General features: G+C 53.7%; 15 protein-coding genes. 9 read left to right on the top strand and 6 right to left on the bottom strand.

The window, feature by feature from the left end; genetic code table 11:
• Positions 1 to 54 precede the first annotated feature (54 nt).
• From LX87_RS01795 to LX87_RS01780, 4 genes are all read left to right on the top strand, one after another.
• On the top strand, positions 55 to 2,370 hold the full coding sequence (locus tag LX87_RS01795; protein ID WP_111626454.1) for a glycoside hydrolase family 20 protein: 2,316 nt from the start codon (positions 55 to 57) through the stop codon (positions 2,368 to 2,370).
• A gap of 36 nt (positions 2,371 to 2,406) precedes the next feature.
• Entirely contained in the window at positions 2,407 to 3,318 is a 912-nt protein-coding gene (locus LX87_RS01790; RefSeq protein ID WP_111626453.1) for a DUF1338 domain-containing protein, read from the top strand.
• A 97-nt stretch (positions 3,319 to 3,415) separates the two neighbouring features.
• A complete protein-coding gene (locus LX87_RS01785; protein ID WP_111626452.1) occupies positions 3,416 to 4,438 on the top strand; it encodes an alkaline phosphatase D family protein in 1,023 nt (340 codons plus the stop codon).
• 65 nt (positions 4,439 to 4,503) lie between these two features.
• Entirely contained in the window at positions 4,504 to 4,941 is a 438-nt protein-coding gene (locus LX87_RS01780; protein ID WP_111626451.1) for a hypothetical protein, read from the top strand.
• A 34-nt stretch (positions 4,942 to 4,975) separates the two neighbouring features.
• On the opposite strand, the gene LX87_RS01775 is transcribed toward LX87_RS01780, so the two are convergent.
• The 4 genes from LX87_RS01775 to LX87_RS01760 all read right to left on the bottom strand — a co-directional run bounded on the left by LX87_RS01775 (position 4,976) and on the right by LX87_RS01760 (position 9,309).
• Positions 4,976 to 5,722 carry a class I SAM-dependent methyltransferase gene (locus tag LX87_RS01775; RefSeq protein ID WP_111626450.1) on the bottom strand — a complete coding sequence of 249 codons (747 nt, stop codon included), beginning with the start codon at positions 5,720 to 5,722 and terminating at the stop codon, positions 4,976 to 4,978.
• A gap of 28 nt (positions 5,723 to 5,750) precedes the next feature.
• Entirely contained in the window at positions 5,751 to 7,376 is a 1,626-nt protein-coding gene (locus LX87_RS01770; protein WP_111626449.1) for an acyl-CoA carboxylase subunit beta, read from the bottom strand.
• A gap of 86 nt (positions 7,377 to 7,462) precedes the next feature.
• Positions 7,463 to 8,449 (bottom strand): MlaD family protein, encoded by a 987-nt coding sequence (locus LX87_RS01765; protein WP_111626448.1) that lies wholly within the window; start codon positions 8,447 to 8,449, stop codon positions 7,463 to 7,465.
• Between the two features lie 89 nt (positions 8,450 to 8,538).
• On the bottom strand, positions 8,539 to 9,309 hold the full coding sequence (locus tag LX87_RS01760) for an N-acetylmuramoyl-L-alanine amidase family protein (protein ID WP_111627443.1): 771 nt from the start codon (positions 9,307 to 9,309) through the stop codon (positions 8,539 to 8,541).
• 345 nt (positions 9,310 to 9,654) lie between these two features.
• Between LX87_RS01760 and LX87_RS01755 the strand changes: the two genes are divergently transcribed.
• Positions 9,655 to 12,489 (top strand): putative LPS assembly protein LptD, encoded by a 2,835-nt coding sequence (locus LX87_RS01755; protein ID WP_229310511.1) that lies wholly within the window; start codon positions 9,655 to 9,657, stop codon positions 12,487 to 12,489.
• 265 nt (positions 12,490 to 12,754) lie between these two features.
• On the opposite strand, the gene LX87_RS01750 is transcribed toward LX87_RS01755, so the two are convergent.
• Positions 12,755 to 13,192 carry a DUF1573 domain-containing protein gene (locus tag LX87_RS01750; RefSeq protein WP_111626447.1) on the bottom strand — a complete coding sequence of 146 codons (438 nt, stop codon included), beginning with the start codon at positions 13,190 to 13,192 and terminating at the stop codon, positions 12,755 to 12,757.
• 286 nt (positions 13,193 to 13,478) lie between these two features.
• On the opposite strand from LX87_RS01750, the gene LX87_RS01745 reads away from it, so the two are divergent.
• Entirely contained in the window at positions 13,479 to 15,887 is a 2,409-nt protein-coding gene (locus tag LX87_RS01745) for an alpha-ketoacid dehydrogenase subunit alpha/beta (RefSeq protein ID WP_229310510.1), read from the top strand.
• Between the two features lie 67 nt (positions 15,888 to 15,954).
• Here the strand turns inward: LX87_RS01745 and LX87_RS28710 are convergent, their stop codons facing one another.
• The gene (locus LX87_RS28710; RefSeq protein ID WP_170139289.1) at positions 15,955 to 16,095 is read right to left on the bottom strand and encodes a hypothetical protein; all 141 of its coding nucleotides are present in this window, start codon (positions 16,093 to 16,095) and stop codon (positions 15,955 to 15,957) included.
• 153 nt (positions 16,096 to 16,248) lie between these two features.
• On the opposite strand from LX87_RS28710, the gene LX87_RS01735 reads away from it, so the two are divergent.
• The 3 genes from LX87_RS01735 to nuoK are packed head-to-tail and all read left to right on the top strand — an operon-like array spanning position 16,249 to position 18,735.
• A complete protein-coding gene (locus LX87_RS01735) occupies positions 16,249 to 17,880 on the top strand; it encodes a 4Fe-4S dicluster domain-containing protein (protein ID WP_111626445.1) in 1,632 nt (543 codons plus the stop codon).
• 14 nt (positions 17,881 to 17,894) lie between these two features.
• On the top strand, positions 17,895 to 18,419 hold the full coding sequence (locus tag LX87_RS01730; protein WP_111626444.1) for an NADH-quinone oxidoreductase subunit J family protein: 525 nt from the start codon (positions 17,895 to 17,897) through the stop codon (positions 18,417 to 18,419).
• Positions 18,420 to 18,426: 7 nt separating this feature from the next.
• A complete protein-coding gene (nuoK, locus tag LX87_RS01725) occupies positions 18,427 to 18,735 on the top strand; it encodes an NADH-quinone oxidoreductase subunit NuoK (RefSeq protein WP_111626443.1) in 309 nt (102 codons plus the stop codon).
• The last annotated feature ends 5 nt before the right edge of the window (positions 18,736 to 18,740 follow it).

Below are 18,740 nucleotides of genomic sequence, written 5' to 3'. Positions count from 1 at the left end.
GGTGAGGGCATTTTTGCCTACCTTTGATTTTACCAACCACCGTTTACTTGCTGCATGAGATCCATCTTTGCCCTTCTGTTCTGCCTAACGCTTTCTTTTTCGCTTTTTGCCCAATCCGACAACGCTTACAACCTCCTCCCCTTTCCGGCCCAGTTTTCGGGTAAAGACGGTCAGTTCACCGTCACGGCCGCCACACGGGTTTTGGTTGCCACCAAAGACGCGGGCCAGCGGGCAGCCGCCCAGACGCTGGTTACGCAGCTAAAAGCCGCTAGTGGTTTGCCGGTTGCCGTAACTCCAACGACGCCCGCTCTGGTGAAAGGTAAGCACATCGTTTTTCAGGCTCACAAGGCCGGGAAATGCGGTCCGGAAGGCTATATTCTGAATGTTTCGCCCGAACGGGTTGTGGTAGAAGCCGAAACCCCGAAAGGTTATTTCTACGCCGTTCAGACGCTGCTGCAATTGCTGCCAACGGAGGTGTTCAGCCCGACGAAACTTACCGGAGTAACCTGGGCGATTCCGGCCTGCCAGATTCTCGACCGGCCCCGCTACGCCTACCGGGGTTTGATGCTCGATGTAAGCCGCCATTTCATGCCGGTGTCGTTTGTTAAACGGTTTATCGACCTGATGGCGCTGCACAAATTCAACACCTTCCACTGGCATTTGACCGACGATCAGGGCTGGCGCATCGAGATCAAGAAATACCCCAAACTGACACAAATTGGCTCGAAACGGAAAGAAACCGTGCTGGGCCATAACGCCGAGAACTACCCGTTTCAGTACGACGGAAAAGAATACGGCGGTTTTTATACGCAGGAACAGATCAAAGAAGTCGTTCGGTACGCGGCTGCGCGGCACATTACCATCATTCCGGAAATTGAAATGCCCGGCCACGCGCTGGCGGCCCTGGCTTCCTACCCCGAATTTTCGTGCGATCCGGCCAAAAAATACGAGGTCGCCACGCGCTGGGGCATTTTCAAAGAGGTATATTGCCCGAGCGAACCCACCTTTGCGTTTTTGCAGAATGTGCTGACGGAAATGATGGCGTTATTCCCCGGAAAATACATCCACATCGGCGGGGACGAGTGCCCGAAAGATGCCTGGAAAGCCAGCGCCTTCTGTCAGAACCTGATTAAAAAACTGAAGCTGAAAGACGAAGACGCCCTACAGAGCTACTTCATCCAGCGCATCGAAAAATTCGTCAATTCGAAAGGCCGGGCCATCATTGGCTGGGACGAGATTCTGGAAGGTGGCTTGGCCAAAAATGCAACGGTGATGAGCTGGCGCGGCACCGAAGGCGGTATTGAAGCTGCCAAACAGAAGCATAACGTGGTGATGACGCCCGGCGAATTCTGTTATCTGGACCAGTATCAGGGTAATCCGGCGCAGGAACCACTGGCCGGTGGCGGCTATCTGCCCATCGAAAAAGTCTACAGCTACGAACCTACCCCGGCGGAATTGACACCCGAACAGCAGAAGTTTATTCTGGGCGTTCAGGGCAACGTCTGGACCGAATACATCCCGACGACCCAACACGTCGAATACATGGTGTATCCGCGGGCGTCGGCGCTGGCCGAGATCGGCTGGATGCCCAAAGGACCGCGCAACTTCGAGGATTTTGCCATGCGGCTGAAAGAGCACCTCAAACGGCTTTCGTACCTGAACGTCAATTATTCCAAACGCCTGCTCGACATTCGGGCCGTCACGCAGTTTACTGACGCCGACCAGTTGCAGGTGCGGCTGGAGAAGCTCGACTCCGACAGCAAAATTTATTATACGACTAACGGCAAAGAACCCTCGACGGCTTCCACTGAATACGCAACGCCGATTTCATTGAAGAAAACGACGACCATTAAAGCCATCACGACCGCCGGGGCCAAGTTTGAAGAAACGTTCTACATTCACCGGGCTAAAGGAAAACCGTACACCTACGCGAACGCAGCCGCCGAGAAATCCGATCCAACGAAGAAAAAACTGACCGACGGACAGGTGGCCCAAAGCCCGCGCAATAAGTCGGAATGGGTCACGGTGTCGGGCAACGACCTGGAAGTAACCATTGACCTCGGCGAAGTCCGGCCCGTCACGAAGGTTTCCGCCAACTTCCTGAAACGCATTTCGTACAACGATTTTCCGCCTTCGTCGGTCGAAATCGGGTTGTCGCAGGATGGCACGACGTACAAAGATGCGATCAATCAGCCGGTTCAATACGAGCTTGAAGGCAAATGGGGCATGTTGCCCGTGGTAGCCGATTTCAAAACCGCCCGGGCGCGGTACGTGCGAATCCGGGCCAAAAACGCGGGTCCGGCCCCGGCGGGTTTGCCCCGTGAAGGATTACCCACGTCGGTGAGCGTAGACGAGGTAGTGGTCGAATGACAAAATCGGTATCTTTACCAAAAGACCCTTTTAACCATGACCACATCATCCCAAAAACTCCAAACCCTCGACGCCGTTCTGGACGGCCTGATGAGCCGCTACCGGGAGCGCGTACCGGACGTAATGGGTATCATCAACGCCCTGGTTGGCGAGAAGGTAGTTCCGTCGGCCGACGCCATTGAAAACGACCACATTGCCTTTCGGACGATGGGCGTCCCGAGCCTCGGCATTCAGTCGTTCGAGAAGATTTTTCTGCACTACGGCTACGAGAAGCGTGAACCGTATGATTTCAAGGAAAAGAAGCTGAATGCGTATTGGTACAGTCCGCCCAAACCGCATTATCCGCGCATTTTCGTCAGCGAACTACGCGTGCGGGATTTGTCAGACCAGGCGCAGCACATCATTTACCAGTACACCGATACCGTGGTTTTTGACCCGGTTGATAGCCTGGACCTGGACGATGCCCAGGCCGTCGATCAGTTTCTGCACCAACCGCTCTGGCAAACGCCCACGCTCAACGACTATCTGACGTTGCTAAAGGAAAGCGAGTATGCCGCCTGGGTGATTTACAACCGGTATTACCTGAATCACTTCACGATCAGCGTTCACAACCTGAAACCGGGTTATAATACCATTCAGGAATTTACGGATTTTCTGGAACGACATGGTTTTAAACTCAACACGGCGGGCGGCAAAATCAAGATCAGCCCGGATGGAGGGTTGTTGCAGGCTTCCACGGTGGCCCAGATGCTTGACGCGGAGTTTGCCGACGGCCAGACCCACCGGATTGCGGGTTCGTACGTCGAGTTTGCCGAACGGCGCGTCTTGCCCCAGTTTCAGCACCTGCCGCCCGACCAGATCCGGCGCGAACACCGACGCGACGGTTTTGAAGCTGGCAATGCCGATAAGATTTTTGAAAGCACGTTTACGTCGCAAACGGGGAAATAAACAGCAGGATTGATTTATCCTGTTAACAAATCTTGAAGTCCGCGCCAAAACCGCGCGGACTTTTTACTTTTGTACCAATTCACTTACCCAAGACCCCATGAAAAAACTTGTTTACCTGACCTTCCTTGCCGGTTCCGCGCTGACCGCCTGCCGCAGCCCGAAAACCGCAGCCACCGCATCGAACGCCGAAAAGCCGGTTACCACCATTGCCTTTGGTTCGTGCAGCGACCAGAAACGCCCGATGCTTCTCTGGGACGATATTGCGGCCCAGAAACCGGATGTCTGGGTCTGGCTCGGCGACAACATCTACGGCGACTCGGAAAACATGGATACGCTCAAGGCCAAGTACGACAAACAGAAATCGCATCCGGGTTACGCCGAGTTGCGGCAATCCACCAAAATTGTCGGCGTTTGGGATGATCACGATTACGGCGTCAACGACGGTGGCAAAGAGTATCCGCGCAAGAAAGAGAGCCAGCAGTTGATGCTCGATTTTCTGGATGTTCCCGCCAGCGACCCGCTCCGGAAGCAGGAAGGCGCTTATTCGGCACACACGTATGGACCGAAAGGCCAGCGCGTGAAGGTGATTCTGCTGGATGGCCGGTATTTCCGCGACCCGCTGAAGAAAGAAGGTAAAGTGAACGTTCCGGACCCGTCCGGCGACATTCTGGGCGAAACCCAATGGAAATGGCTGGAGCGGCAGTTGACCAACTCCGACGCCGATGTGCACATCATTGGCTCGGGGATTCAGTTTCTGGCCAACGATCATAAGTCCGAAAAATGGGGCAATTTTCCCACCGCCCGGCAGCGGTTTTTCGACCTGCTGGGTAAAACCAAACCCAAAGGCACCGTTCTGATCAGTGGCGACCGGCACATTGCCGAAGTTTCCAAAATCAGCGTACCGGGCCTGGGTTACGACCTCTACGACATCACCAGCAGCGGCCTCACCCACGTCGGCAAGCCCCGCGAAGAAGTGAATGCCCTGCGCGTCGGCGAGGTGGTTTTCGAGCTGAACTACGGGCTGTTTACCATTAACTGGAACCAGAAACCGCTTACGGTAACCACCCAGATCAAAGGCGACAACCGGAGTACGTATCTGACGCAGGAACTACGGTTTTAATCAGCCTTTAGCTTCCTATTCTCGGCCAAAATCATTATATTGGGAGAGATCAAAGCTCTCCCGCCATGTATCAGGAAAAACAGCAATTTCGTCAGCCGTGGCTCTGGGTGCTCCTTATTGGTGTTTTAGGCGTTACGCTCTACCGCCAGGAGTCTGTTTCAATCGGCATTGTCGTGGCCGTGCTGGGCCTGTTTGCTTTCTTACGACTCGAAACCCGCATTGACGACGAAGGCATTTCTTATCAATGGTTTCCGTTTCAGCTTCGGCCCCGGGTCATCAACTGGCATGCCATTGAGCAGGTCAGTATCCGCAACTATTCGGCGCTGGGCGAGTTCGGTGGATGGGGAATCCGTTTCGGGTGGAAAGCAACCGCACATACGGTTTCCGGCAATGCCAGCATTGAAATTCAGATGAAAGGTAAAAAACGGTTTTTGCTCATTGGCACCCAGTGTCCCGATGACGTGCGCCAAGCCATCGAACAGGTGAAGCATACTATCGCTTAAGCAGCACAGGGGCACCCTGCCCATGCCGGTAGAGCTATCGAATGGCAACAACCCCCAGGCGTTTGTAGTCGGCATACCAACGGCCATCGCGAAACAGCACGGGTTTTAAAGTGGCTTTGGTAGCCTCCAGGATGTCTGCCCGGTCGGCGGTTGATACGCCCTCAAAAAAGTTGGGGCCAAATTGTTCTATCCAGTCGGTCAAACCGTTTTCGGGGTCGTCCAACAAGGTGTCCCGGTCGTAGTGCTGGGCGAGTTGTACCCGAAAACCGTGTTTCTCCAGAGCCGTTGCGTACTCGCCAACCGACGGAAAATACCACCAGGAAACCGTTCGGTCATAACCCCGCAGCCGAAGTTGCCGAACCACTTCGTCCGTAATCTGCTGAACATTGCCCTTTCCGCCAAACTCCGCAACCAACCGTCCACCCGGTTTCAAATGCTGATGCATCTGGCGAATAACCGCTTCGTAATCGGTAATCCAGTGGAGCGTCGCGTTTGAAAAAATGGCATCAAAGCGTTGCGGCACCTCAAAACGGGTTGCGTCGGCCAACTGAAAATCCAGTTCGGGAAACTGTTGCCGGGCTTTGTCAAGCATCGACGCCGAAGCGTCCAGCCCGATCACTGTTGCACCCCGGTTCGCAAGTTGTTGAGTCAGTTCGCCGGAACCGCAGCCTAGATCCAGAATCAATTCGCCCGGTTGCGGATTCAGTACGTCGATCAAACCCGCACCGTACTGGAAAACAAAAGCGTGTTTTTCGGTATAAAGGTCAGCGTTCCACTGCATAATAGTCGATAGTAGTCTAATGGCTTCTCTAGGTCTGAATCACGCCCACATTGAACGGTTTCGTGATCGGCGCGTGGTTGGCGGCTTCAATGCCCATTGAAATCCAGGTCCGGGTGTCGAGCGGGTCAATGACGGCATCGACCCAGAGCCGGGCGGCCGCGTAGTAGGGCGAAAGCTGTTCGTTGTATTGATTCGTAATTTTTTGCAGCAGTTCCTGTTCTTTTTCCGGCGTAATGGTTTCGCCCCGGGCTTTCAGCGACGCCACCTGAATCTGCAACAGCGTTTTGGCCGCCGACGCCCCGCTCATCACCGCCATCTGGGCCGTGGGCCAGGCCACGATCAGCCGGGGGTCATAGGCTTTGCCGCACATGGCGTAGTTGCCCGCACCGTAGGAATTTCCCACCACCACCGTAAACTTCGGTACGACCGAGTTCGCCACCGCGTTCACCATCTTGGCGCCGTCTTTGATAATCCCGCCCTGCTCCGACCGGCTGCCGACCATGAACCCCGTAACATCCTGCAAGAACACCAGCGGTATTTTTTTCTGGTTGCAATTCATGATAAACCGCGCGGCCTTATCAGCCGAATCGGAATAGATAACGCCCCCCATCTGCATTTCAACCGGGCCGCTGGTGCCGCCCGCTCCCGTCCGGCCTTTCGCCTTGACGACTTTCCGCTGGTTGGCGACAATGCCAACCGCCCAGCCGTCAATGCGGGCGTAACCGCACAGGATGGTCTGGCCGTAGAGTTCCTTGTATTCGTCGAATTCGGAGTTATCCACCAGTCGGGCGATGATCTCGCGCATGTCGTACGGCTTGACGCGATCACTGGGGAGCAGGCTGTAGATTTCTTCAGGATTCTGGGCGGGCAAAACAGTTTTTGTTCGGTTGAAACCCGCTTTTTCCGGCTCGCCCATTTTATCGAAAATCCGGCGAATGGCATCCAGACAGCTTTTGTCGTCGGGGTATTTATTGTCCGTTACGCCCGAAATCTCGCTGTGGGTACTGGCTCCGCCGAGCGTTTCAGCATCCACGTCCTCGCCAATCGACGCCTTGACCAGATACGGCCCCGCCAGAAAAATAGAACCCGTTCCCTCCACAATCAGGGCCTCGTCCGACATGATTGGCAAGTAAGCGCCACCAGCCACGCAACTGCCCATAATGGCAGCCACCTGCACAATACCCATTGCCGACATCTGGGCGTTGTTCCGAAAAATCCGTCCAAAATGCTCTTTATCGGCAAACACCTCATCCTGAAGCGGCAAATACACGCCCGCGCTATCGACCAGGTAGATGATCGGCAGGCGGTTTTCCATCGCAATTTCCTGCGCCCGGAGGTTTTTCTTGGCCGTAATCGGGAACCAGGCCCCGGCTTTGACGGTCGCGTCGTTAGCCACAATGATGCACTGCCGACCCGCTACGTAACCAATCCCGATCACCACGCCCCCCGACGGGCAACCACCGTGTTCGGTGTACAGTCCCTCACCGGCAAACAGCCCGATTTCGATAAAAGAAGTCCCATTGTCGATCAGGTAATCAATCCGTTCGCGGGCCGTGAGCTTGCCCTTCCGGTGCTGATCGTCGATCTTCTTCGGACCGCCACCGAGTTTCGTTTGAGCAGCCTTACGGTTTAATTCGTCCAGGAGTGGCGTCATGGTAATCAGGCGGGTTAATATCCGTAAAACTAAAAAGACCTGTAAGGGGATCAAACCCTACAGGTCTTCTGGCTATTGTTTTTGCGTTATTGCGTCGAATCCGAAACGATAACGGTAGCACTCTGGGCGGGTGTTGTTGCCGCCGATTTCTTTTCCTTCCGGCCAAACAGCGAGAAATGAACATACCGCTTCGGGTTTTCGCGAAAATCCGTCAGTAGTTTCTCTAGACTGGCCGTAGCACCGTTGACATTTCGGTAAAGTGCTTCGTCACCTTTCAGTTTGCCCAGGGTGCCTTTGCCGCTGTTGATATCAGCCAGCATTTGCTGTAACGTGCCAATGCTCTGGTTTGCGCTCGCCAGCGTCTGACCCAGTTTCAGGGCATTGAGTGAATCGGCAAACGTGTTGGCTTTAGCCAGCAACGGTTTTACCTGCTTCTCCGTCTCGGCCAGTGATGCCGACAGGCTGCTCAGGTTCGCCATCAGCCGCCGGATACTCTCCCGGTTCTCCCCAACGGTCAGTTGCAGGGTTCCGGTGGTGGCCTCGACCCCTTCCAGCGTCTTGTTCAGAATCAGCCCGGTTCGGTCGAATTGTTTGACAATCCGGTTCAGGTTGAACGTCAGGGAGTCTACGCTGTTTAAAACGGGCAGCGTTTTTTCTTTGATCAAAGCCGTTATGCCCGCTTCTTTTCCACTAACGAGCGTATCTCCGCTCTCCAATGAGGTATTCGACGGCTTGATTTGCAGGATAATAACTTTTCCGCCCAGCACCCCGGCATCGGCCAGAACGGCTTTGGAACCCTGTCCTATTTTAATTTGCTTATCAATGTCCAGCGTGACGAGCAACTGGTTGCTTCGCGTCGGCAAAATCTCAATCCGGTCTACCCGACCAACGCTTAAACCGTTGAGCTGCACCGGATTCGAAGCCGTTAAGCCGTCCACATTGTCGTATACAACCAGGTATTTATTAGACCGGGAAAATATGTCGGAGCCCTTGAGAAAGTTAAATCCGAAATAGAGCATCGCCAGTGTTACCACGGCCAGAATGCCTACTTTTGCTTCTTTTGAAAGTTTCATGCGTGGATTGTGAAGGGATGAATGGTTAGGATGGTTAATCACCCATTCCACTCAACAATAAAAACCGTTGCGAAGTTAGCAACATCTGGTTACCCTTCCGCATCTACCTCGCCTTTATACGCCTTAAAGGCCCGAAAAATGGCGTTGGCCAGTTCGTGCTGCCCTTCTTCCGAAGCCAGATACCGTTCTTCTTCCGGGTTGGTAATATAGCCGGTTTCGATCAGTACGCTGGGCATGGTAGTGCGCCAGAGCACCAGAAAACCGGCCTGCTTGACGCCCCGGCTGGGCCGCTCGGCATTTTTCCGGAAACTCCACTCTACTTTCTGGGCAAAATCGACGCTGCTGTTCATGAACGCGTGCTGGTAGTTGGCCAGCATGATGTGCGCCAGGGGCGAATCCGGATCAAAGCCCTGATAATTTTCTTTGTAGTTGCTTTCTTTCAAGATAACCGCGTTCTCGCGTTTGGCCACGTCCAGGTTTCCGTTCGTTTTGTGCAAACCCATGGTGTAGGTTTCCGTGCCGTTGACGCGGCTGGACGAGGGGCTGGCGTTCACGTGAATCGAAATAAACAGATCCGCTTTGTTGCGATTGGCAATGGCGGATCGCTCGTTGAGTTCGATGAATACATCCGTTGTCCGCGTAAAAACGACTTTTACATCCGGCAATTCTTCCCTGATTCGCCGGCCCAGTTCCTGGGCAATTTTCAGGACGATACGGGACTCGCGGTTGCGCTTGGTCATGGTGCCGGGGTCTTTTCCGCCGTGGCCGGGGTCGAGAACCACCGTTCGCAGGCGCCCGGGCCGGACCTCCGCCGTTTGCTGATCCTGTTTGGGATTATCCTGTGGTAAAACCGGTTTCATGCCCGGTAATATGACCAGACAGAGTATGGTTATCAGAAAAGTTCCTGCAATCCATAGTGATCGACCGGCGCTTTTAACTACCGTTCCCGAAGCTTTAATAATTTTTAACAGGTTAAACCGTTTCAAGGCAGTATTGGAATGAAGTTAGCGACTAACTTTGTGAATCCGGCATACCGGAAGCTGATTAGCAATTCGTTCTGACGATTGGCAGCGTAAGCCAGCGCTGTATTACGGGCAAATATAATTTTTTTGATAAAACTGAAAAATATATACTTTATTTTACGGAACCTGGTTAGTTGCCTGCTCGTTCTGCTGCCGCTGGTTATCCACGCCCAGCAAAAACCAGTGCGCCGTACCCTTCCGGCCTTTACTCCGCGTTCGGCTGCGCCCACGTCGGCTACCGTAACCGGCAATTCGGTGGTGGTTGACACCACGCGCCGGGATTCGCTCAGCGTGGCGCGGCTGGATTCGGTCAATACCGGCGGTGATTTGCAGACAACCGTTAATTATTCCGCCAAAGATTCAACCTTATTTGACGCCACCGGACAGATTGTTGAACTTTTTGGCGACGCCAAAGTCGATTATGGAGACATTCACCTGACGGCTGCGTACATCAAACTCAACTGGACCACCAACGAAGTTTTCGCCCAGGGCCGTTACGATTCGACCGCAAAAAAAACGATTGGCCTGCCTGTCTTTCAGGATAATAGCGGCCGGTATGACACCCAGGAAATCCGTTATAATTTCAAAACCAGAAAAGGCTTCATTAAGGGCGTCATTACGGCCCAGGGCGAGGGCAATGTTCGGGGAAAAACCGTTAAAAAAGATGCGGAAGACAATCTGTACATTCGAAACGCCATCTACACGACCTGTAACCTGACCACCCCCCACTTTCATATCAACGCCAGTAAGATAAAAGTTGTTCACAACAGGCAGTTGATCTCCGGGCCTTTCAACCTGGTCATAAACGACATTCCTACGCCGTTGGCATTACCGTTCGGCTTTTTCCCGGTTCCGAAGAAAAACGAAATCGGAACGTCCGGGCTGATTTTTCCGCAATACGGGGAGGAGCCCAACGGCCGCGGTTTTTACCTGCGCGACGGCGGTTATTATTTTGCCATCAGTCAGTACGTCAACGCCAGCATCAGGGGACAGATTTATTCCAACGGAAGCTGGGGTCTCGGCATTACATCGGAATACCTGAAACGATATCGCTTTGGCGGTAATTTCTCGCTGACCTACGCCCGAAACCGCACCAGGTCGCTCTTTGATGAGACCCCCCCGAGCAACGACTTCAGCATTCTCTGGTCGCACTCGCCCCGGCCCCGCGGCAACTCGCAGTTTTCGGCCAACGTCAACGTCAGCAGCAACAGCTACAACCAGTTAAATACCTCCCTTTCCTCAGGGCGCTACGTTTCCAACGCGGCTAACTCGGGCGTCAATTTCAGCCGCAAATTCGGGCAATACGTCACGAGTTCGGCCAACCTGAACGTTAGCCAGAACTTCGGGCGGTTTAATCCAACTACCAACCGGCGCGAAAACGGTCAGACCAACATTTCATCGGGGATTAACTTTGGCGTTGCGCAGATTGCACCTTTCGCCCTGAAAGGAGGCACGGGCCGCTGGTACGAAAGCTTCCGGCTGGGGCTCGACTTCAACTCCCAGATTACTGTTAACAATACCATCCGGAGGGTCGATACCACGGGTCTGGGATTCCCGCTATTCACCACGCTGTCGTATGTAGGCGATCCTCTTCAAAGCGTTCGGGATAGTCTTGAGGCTGTTCGCAATCAGGAACTTTATAGCAACTCCAGCCTGCTTCCGTTCACGATGGCCAACCTGCCGACCATTCTGAATAACGCACAAATTACCACCCGGTATTCGCTGCCCATTTCGCTGCCTAACTTCAAGCTCGCCCGGTATCTGAACTTTACACCGGGGGTTTCGCTGAGCGGGGATATTTACACCAAATCCCTGCAATATAGATACATTGCCGACCGCCGGGCGGTGCAGGTCGATACGGTTTCCGGCATTTCCGCGACGTATTTCCTCTCGTTCAGTGCGTCGATGAACACCCGCGCTTACGGAACCTTCTTTATCCGGGCGGGCCGACTGGAAGCCATTCGACACACCATTGCGCCGTCCATTTCGTTCAGCTATACGCCGGACCTGTCCAGCGCCTTTACCACCACCATAGACCAGTTTAATGACCCTTACGACTCGTCAAAACCGTTACGTATTTCGCGCTACCGGGGTCTGGGTGGTACGGCCGGGACCTCGAGCTTTACAAGCCGGTCCGCTGCGATCAGTTACAGCATTGTAAACCAGATTGAAATGAAGCTCCGGTCGCGCAGTGATTCGGCCAAGAGCGAGTTCGAGAAAGTTTCGCTGTTCGACAACATCAGTCTGTCGGGTTCGTACAACCCGTATGCCACCCGCTACAAGTTATCGCCCGTCAACCTGAGCGCCAACACACAGATTCTGAAGAAAGTCAGTTTTAACTTTTCGGCGGTATTTGACCCGTACGCTTATGCCGACAACATCAAAAACCCAACCGGTGTCTACTGGATTCCGGATCTACCCTATTCTTATTTTTATCAGACCGGCCCTTACGTTAACGCCTACCGGCTTAATAAAACCGACAGACTGGCCATCAATGAAGGGCAGGGACTGGCGCATTTGCAAAACCTGAATTTTTACCTGAGCACGCAGTTTGCCCCCAAGGGATCGCAGAAACCGAAGGTTGCCCCCAATCCGCAGAACCAGACGCCCACCGATGCCGCCGAACTGCGAAACATCAACCGGAACCCCGAAGATTACGTTGATTTCAGCATTCCCTGGAGCGTTAACCTGAGTTATACCTTTAGCCTGACGAAACTCACCCCGGCCGAGAGCCAGATTATCCAGGCTCTACAGGTCACCGGCGACCTGAGCCTGACGCCCAAGTGGAAGATTTCGGTGCAGTCCGGTTTTGACTTTTCCGCCAAAGCCCCTTCACTGACCACGATCTCGGTACACCGCGATCTGCACTGCTGGGACATGAATTTCAGTTATACACCGTTCTCCGGCAACCGGTTTCGTTCCAATTTCTATTCGTTCGATCTACGGGTGAAGTCGGCCATTTTGCAGGATTTGAAAATCAGCCGTCGACGGTCATCGGGTGGATACGGTTATTATTGATAACCCACCAAGCAAAATCCGGTGGGACCGAAGACGGTTTTGACTGGCAACCTTCTATCAGCCTTTCAAAACCCGTTCCGGTTTTCGGCGTAATCGTACTGGTAGCGGGCTTTCTTATCTCCATTACCCGGCTGACAACAAGGCTTTAGTGCCGATTAGTTATTAACCGGCCTCCGGACCTGCCTGAATTCACAAGCCCGATAAAACCAAAAGGGCTGTCCACGTTGGTGAACAGCCCTTTTGAGCCAAAATGCTTTATAGCGTATTAGCGGGTGCCTTTCTTCTTGTTTTTGTCAGCGCCGGGTGCTGCCGGAGAAGCGGCTGCTGTCTCTTTGGATACGACTTCGCCCGTCAGCGTCAGGGGGATGGACGACCGTTCTCCGTTGCTGACGACCGTTACATTCTTATTGAACGAGCCCATCGAGGCCGCATTATACGTAGCTTTCACGAACCCTTTCTGGCCTGGCATAACGGCACTTTTGGTCCAGTCAGGCGTGGTGCAGCCACAAGAAGGAGTTGCCTGAGAAATGACGACGGGGTCCGTACCGGTATTCGTAAATTCGAATGTGTGCGTAACCGGCGTTCCTTGCGGCACCTTGCCGAAATCGTGCGACTCCTTGGTGAATTTGATTACGCCTTTCTGAGCGAAAGAAACAGTCGCAAATGCCAGAAAAACTACGATTAGTGAAAAAGCCTTTTTCATTTCTTTTTAAAAATTTAGTTACAAACAAACGGGTAAAGAACTTTACAATCCTATTCTGTTACAAAAGGTTTGCCAACATTTATTTGGTGCCTGTTCGCTTAACAAAGAAAGGCATAAATTCGTTTTTTTGAAAGCTGCCAAACTTTATATTATTTTTACTCCGACCGCTGGAGTTACTTTGTTTGTTCAAAGATTTTGCGTTTTAGGTATCTTATTGAAACACAACCAGAACCCTTTGAACAGGCAATGAATACGCAAACGAGAATCTCTAAACCGTGGCCGTTCTGTGATTGCAAACGAACAACTGAACATAACCGATACACTAACGCCGGAAAAAATCCTGCAGGACTATCGACTGGCTTGCGAAAGCCGGGCGGCCAGCCTACTGGGTCGGCGCGAGGTGATGGGGGGACGAGCCAAGTTCGGCATTTTCGGCGATGGCAAAGAAGTTGCCCAACTGGCAGCCGCCCACGCTTTCCGGGCTGGCGACTTCCGTTCGGGCTACTACCGTGATCAGACGTTCGTAGTGGCCCTCGGCGAACTGACCTGGACCGAATTCTTCGCCCAGCTTTACGCCCACACCGACCTTGAAGCCGACCCCAACTCGGGAGGCCGCCAGATGAACGGCCATTATGCCACCCGATGGCTCGACGAAAACGGTCTGTGGCGCAACCAAACCGAACTTTACAACTCTGTTGGTGATATTGCCCCGACGGCAGGCCAGATACCAAGAGCAGTTGGTCTGGCCTACGCATCGAGGCTGTATCGTCAAAACCCGCATCTACAGGTTTTGACGACATTTTCCCGAAATGGTAACGAAATTACTTTCGGAACGATTGGTGATGCCTCAACCACGCAGGGAATGTTTCTGGAAACCATGAATGCCGCTGGCGTTCTGCAAGTTCCGCTGCTGATGTCAGTTTGGGACGATGGCTACGGCATTTCCGTTCCGGTTGAATACCAGACCACCAAAGGCAGCATTTCGAAAGCACTGGCCGGTTTGCAACGGACGGCAACAGAGAAGGGCATCGAAATTATGACAGTGACAGGCTGGGATTACCCGGCCCTGATCGAAACCTATCAGAAAGCCGCCCGCCTTTGCCGGGAAGAACACGTTCCGGTACTGGTTCACGTTCAGAAACTGACGCAGCCGCAGGGCCATTCAACATCCGGTTCGCACGAACGGTATAAAAGCCCCGAACGACTGGAATGGGAACGTCAGCACGATTGCAACCGGCAATTTCGCCAGTGGATTCTGGAAAACGGCTATGCGACGCATGACGAACTGGATGCCATCGAGCGGGATGCCGCCCGGATTACCAAAGCCGCCCGTCAGGATGCCTGGAACGCTTATCTGGCTTCCCTGAAAGACGATTATGAGGAAGCCATGCTGCTGCTGCAACAGGCCACCGAAACCAGCCCGGCGAGTGAGCCCATTGCCAGGCTCCGGCATCAGTTGCAAACAACGTACGTACCTATTCGCCGGGACGCCGTAGCGGCTGTGAAGCGTGCGCTGCGGTATTTGCGCACCGAAGATTCGGAAGCGAAGCAGGGTCTGCTGGCGTGGCTGAACCGCACTACTGCCGAAAACGAAGATCGCTATAGTTCGCATTTATACAGTCAGTCGCCCGATTCACCCCTGAAAGTAACCCCCATACCGGCCCGTTACACCGACGAAAGTCCGCTGGTTGACGGTTACCAGTTGATGCAGCGGTATTTCGACAGCCTATTTGCCCGCGACCCCCGAGTGGTGACCATCGGCGAAGACGTTGGACATATTGGCGACGTTAACCAGGGGCTTGCCGGTTTACAGGAGAAATATGGCGAACTGCGCATCACCGACACCGGAATTCGGGAAACCACCATTATCGGGCAGGGTATCGGCATGGCTATGCGGGGTTTGAAACCGATTGTTGAAATTCAGTACTTCGACTATGTTTTTTACGCGCTGGCCACGCTGACCGACGATCTGGCTACACTGCATTACCGAACCAAAGGCGGTCAGAAAGCTCCACTTATCATTCGTACACGTGGGCACCGGCTGGAAGGCATCTGGCACTCGGGATCGCCCATGAGCGCCATGATTAACAGCCTGCGCGGGCTACACATTCTGGTGCCCCGAAACATGACCCAGGCCGCCGGTTTTTACAATACACTCATTAAAGGCGACGACCCGGCCCTGTTGGTTGAACCGCTAAACGGCTACCGGCTGAAAGAGCGTTTGCCGGAAAATCTGGGCGAATTCTGCCTGCCGCTCGGCGTTCCGGAAACGCTGCGCAATGGCTCCGACATTACCATTGTTACCTACGGTTCCATGTGCCGGATCGTGCTGGAAGCCGCCGAGCAACTGGAGCAGTTTAACATTCAGGCCGAGGTGATCGACGTACAAACCCTGTTACCCTTCGACCGGTCGCATACGATTGTGGAGTCCATCAAAAAGACCAGCCGGGTATTGTTTGCCGACGAGGACTTTCCGGGGGGGGCTTCGGCGTATATGATGCAGCAGGTGGTTGAGAAGCAGGATGCGTACCGTTACCTCGATTCCGCTCCGCGTACGCTTACGGCCAGGTCCCACCGCCCGGCCTACGGTTCGGATGGCGATTATTTTTCCAAACCCAACATAGAAGACGTTTTTGACGCGGTGTACGAGATCATGAACGAGTCCGATCCGGCCCGCTTCCCGAAACTATACTAAACGGAAACACCGTATTTATCTTTTCGCTTCCGAAAAACCGCCTGCCCAAAGCCGGGCGGTTTACAGTTTACGTGTCTTTAACCGGAAGCGTCCGGAAAACCGTCTGGATGCTTCTGGCTCCGCCGTCTTCATGGCATTCAGCCGTATCGAACGTACTCACTTCCGAAACGAGAACGAACGCATCCGCTTGTTCATGGGTTAAAAACAAAGATTCGCTGGTTTTTAATACCTTCCGCTTATCTTTCCGTTTATAAATCCGCAGCTGTAACTTATAGAGACTCAGAAAACTTTCTGGCACTGAGAAACTTTCTACGCTTATTTTCCTCTTTATTTTTTAAGCAGGATATTACTTTTGTTACAAATGAATCAATATTTTAAAGATATACAGGAGGGTATCCAAACGACGCTGACGGGGCTCAAGCTCACGTTTCGGCACATTTGGAACGCCCGCCAAAGCCGCAAACCGATTAACGTCCAGCAATCGGACTACTTCGGCCAGGATACGGGTATTGTCACGCTACAATATCCGTTTGAGACCATTCCGCTGCCCGATAACGGCCGCTACCGGCTCCATAATGAAATAGACGACTGCATCGTCTGTGATAAATGCGCGAAAGTTTGTCCGGTGGACTGCATCACGATTGATACCATCAAGGCCACCGAAGAAGTTGGAAAGGCATCAGATGGTTCGCCCATTCGTCTCTACGCGGGCAAGTTCGATATTGATATGGCCAAGTGCTGCTATTGCGGCCTTTGCACCACCGTTTGCCCGACCGAATGCCTGACGATGACCAAAACGTACGACTTCAGCGAGTACGAGTTGGGTAACATGACATACCATTACGCCAACCTGTCGCCCGAACAAGCGGATGAGAAGCGGGCCCTGTACGAGCAGTTTGTGCGGGAAAAAGAAGAACTCAAGGCGCAACAGGCTGCCGCCAAAGCGGCTCCGGCCACCGCATCAGATACGCCGAAAAAGCCGGTTTTCCGGCCCGGCATGAAACCGGCTGCGAAACCCGTTGATCCGGACACGGAACCCGAAGCGGCAGAAACCGCCCCAGCAACCGACACCCCGGCTCCAAAACCGCGTCCGGTGTTCCGGCCCACGCTGAAAGCTCCGACGACGCAACCGCCCCAGGAAGAGCAAAAACCGTTGACGGAGCAGAATTCAGCCGGATCCGCGGCCGAGCACCCACTCACGGATGTAACGCCCGACGAAGCAGAAAAGATTGCGATGGAAGGACTCGAAAAACCGGCTGCTCCCCGCCCGGCATTCCGGCCCACGCTTCGCCCGAAAACCGCTCCGCCCCCGGAAGATGTTAAGCCGATAGACGCCAAGAAAGCCGATGAATCCGGTGCGGAAGAACCTAAAGCGGTTCCGGCTAAACCAGCGTTTCGGCCCACCCTACGGCCCAAACCCGCTCCAGCCCCGTTGGAAGAAGCAAAGCCCACGGCGGAAACCCCGTCAGAGCAGCCTATTGTTGATGAGTCCAAACCCGTTGCAGAGCGACCCGGTTTTCGGCCTACCATGCGGCCCAAATCGGCTACGCCAACGGAGTCCAACGCCGAAAAGCCAAATGCAGGTGCGCCTACGGTTCCGGAACAACCGGCGGGAGAAGAAGCCCGGCCAGCGGTTGGCAAACCCGCATTTCGGCCCACCATGCGGCCCAAAAATCCGCCCGTAGCCAGTGAGGAAGTAAAACCGGCTGAAGTGCCCAAAGCCGTTGAGCCGCCGGTTGCTGACCAGCCTACGGCAGACGAAGAGCAACCGGTTGCGGCCAGGCCAGCCTTCCGCCCGACCATGCGGCCCAAAACGGTGCCGACTCCGCCCCCTGACGCGCCGAAGCCGATTGAGCCCGTTGCCGAAAAACCCGAAGTTCCGGAAGCCGACGGACAGGAGGCCGACGAGCAGGCACCAACCGAGCCACCCAAACCGCGTCCGGCGTTCCGGCCCAGCATGAAACCGAAAACACCGCCCAAAAGCGACTCATAATTACTACTAAAGCCGTGGTTCAGATTGTTTTTTATTTGTTTATCCTTTTCACGCTTGGCTCGGCGCTGATGGTTTTGCTGACGAAAAACGTGCTGTATGCGGCATTTTTTCTGCTGTTGACACTACTGGGCGTGGCCGGGCTGTTTGTGCTGGCGGGTGCGGATTTTCTGGCCGTTTCACAAATTATGATCTACGTGGGTGGGGTGCTGGTGCTGATCATTTTCGGCGTCATGCTGACAAACAAAAACCAGACCAAACCGACGGAATACACACAGCCTAATCACATCCTGACTCAACACCGAAGCTGGTTGTGGGCGTTGCTGGTGGCAGGCGGTATTTTTAGTGTGCTTTACACGGCTTTGGTGCGGGGAAACTTCGTGCTGCTTCATCAGGGCGATGTGACGTACCGCTCGACCGTTGATATCATAGGGCGGCAACTGATGACCGAATACTTGATACCGTTCGAAATTGCGGGGGTGTTATTGCTGGTAGCCCTGATTGGCGCCACGACAATTGCCAGTTCGTCAAGAAAAAAATGAGTTGAAGATGGAAATCAATTCCGGAATATTCCTGCTTGTCGGGGCCGCGCTGTTCAGCATTGGCCTGGCCATTGTACTGCTGAAACGCCACGCGATTATGGTGTTAATGGGCGTTGAACTGATGCTGAACGCCGTCAATCTGAACCTGATTGCATTTAGTCAAAACGATCCGGAACGGCTACAGGGGCAATTATTCAGTCTGTTTGTCATGATTGTGGCAGCCGCCGAAGCAGCCATTGCGCTCGCTATCATTTTACAGGTATACCGTCACTTCAATACCGTCCAACTCGACGAGCTAAATGAACTCAAAAAATAAAGCAG

Source organism: Larkinella arboricola, assembly GCF_003259745.1.
Classification (GTDB): domain Bacteria; phylum Bacteroidota; class Bacteroidia; order Cytophagales; family Spirosomataceae; genus Larkinella; species Larkinella arboricola.
Note: the sequence above shows the minus strand (reverse complement) of the source record. Positions and strands in the feature narration are given on the sequence as shown.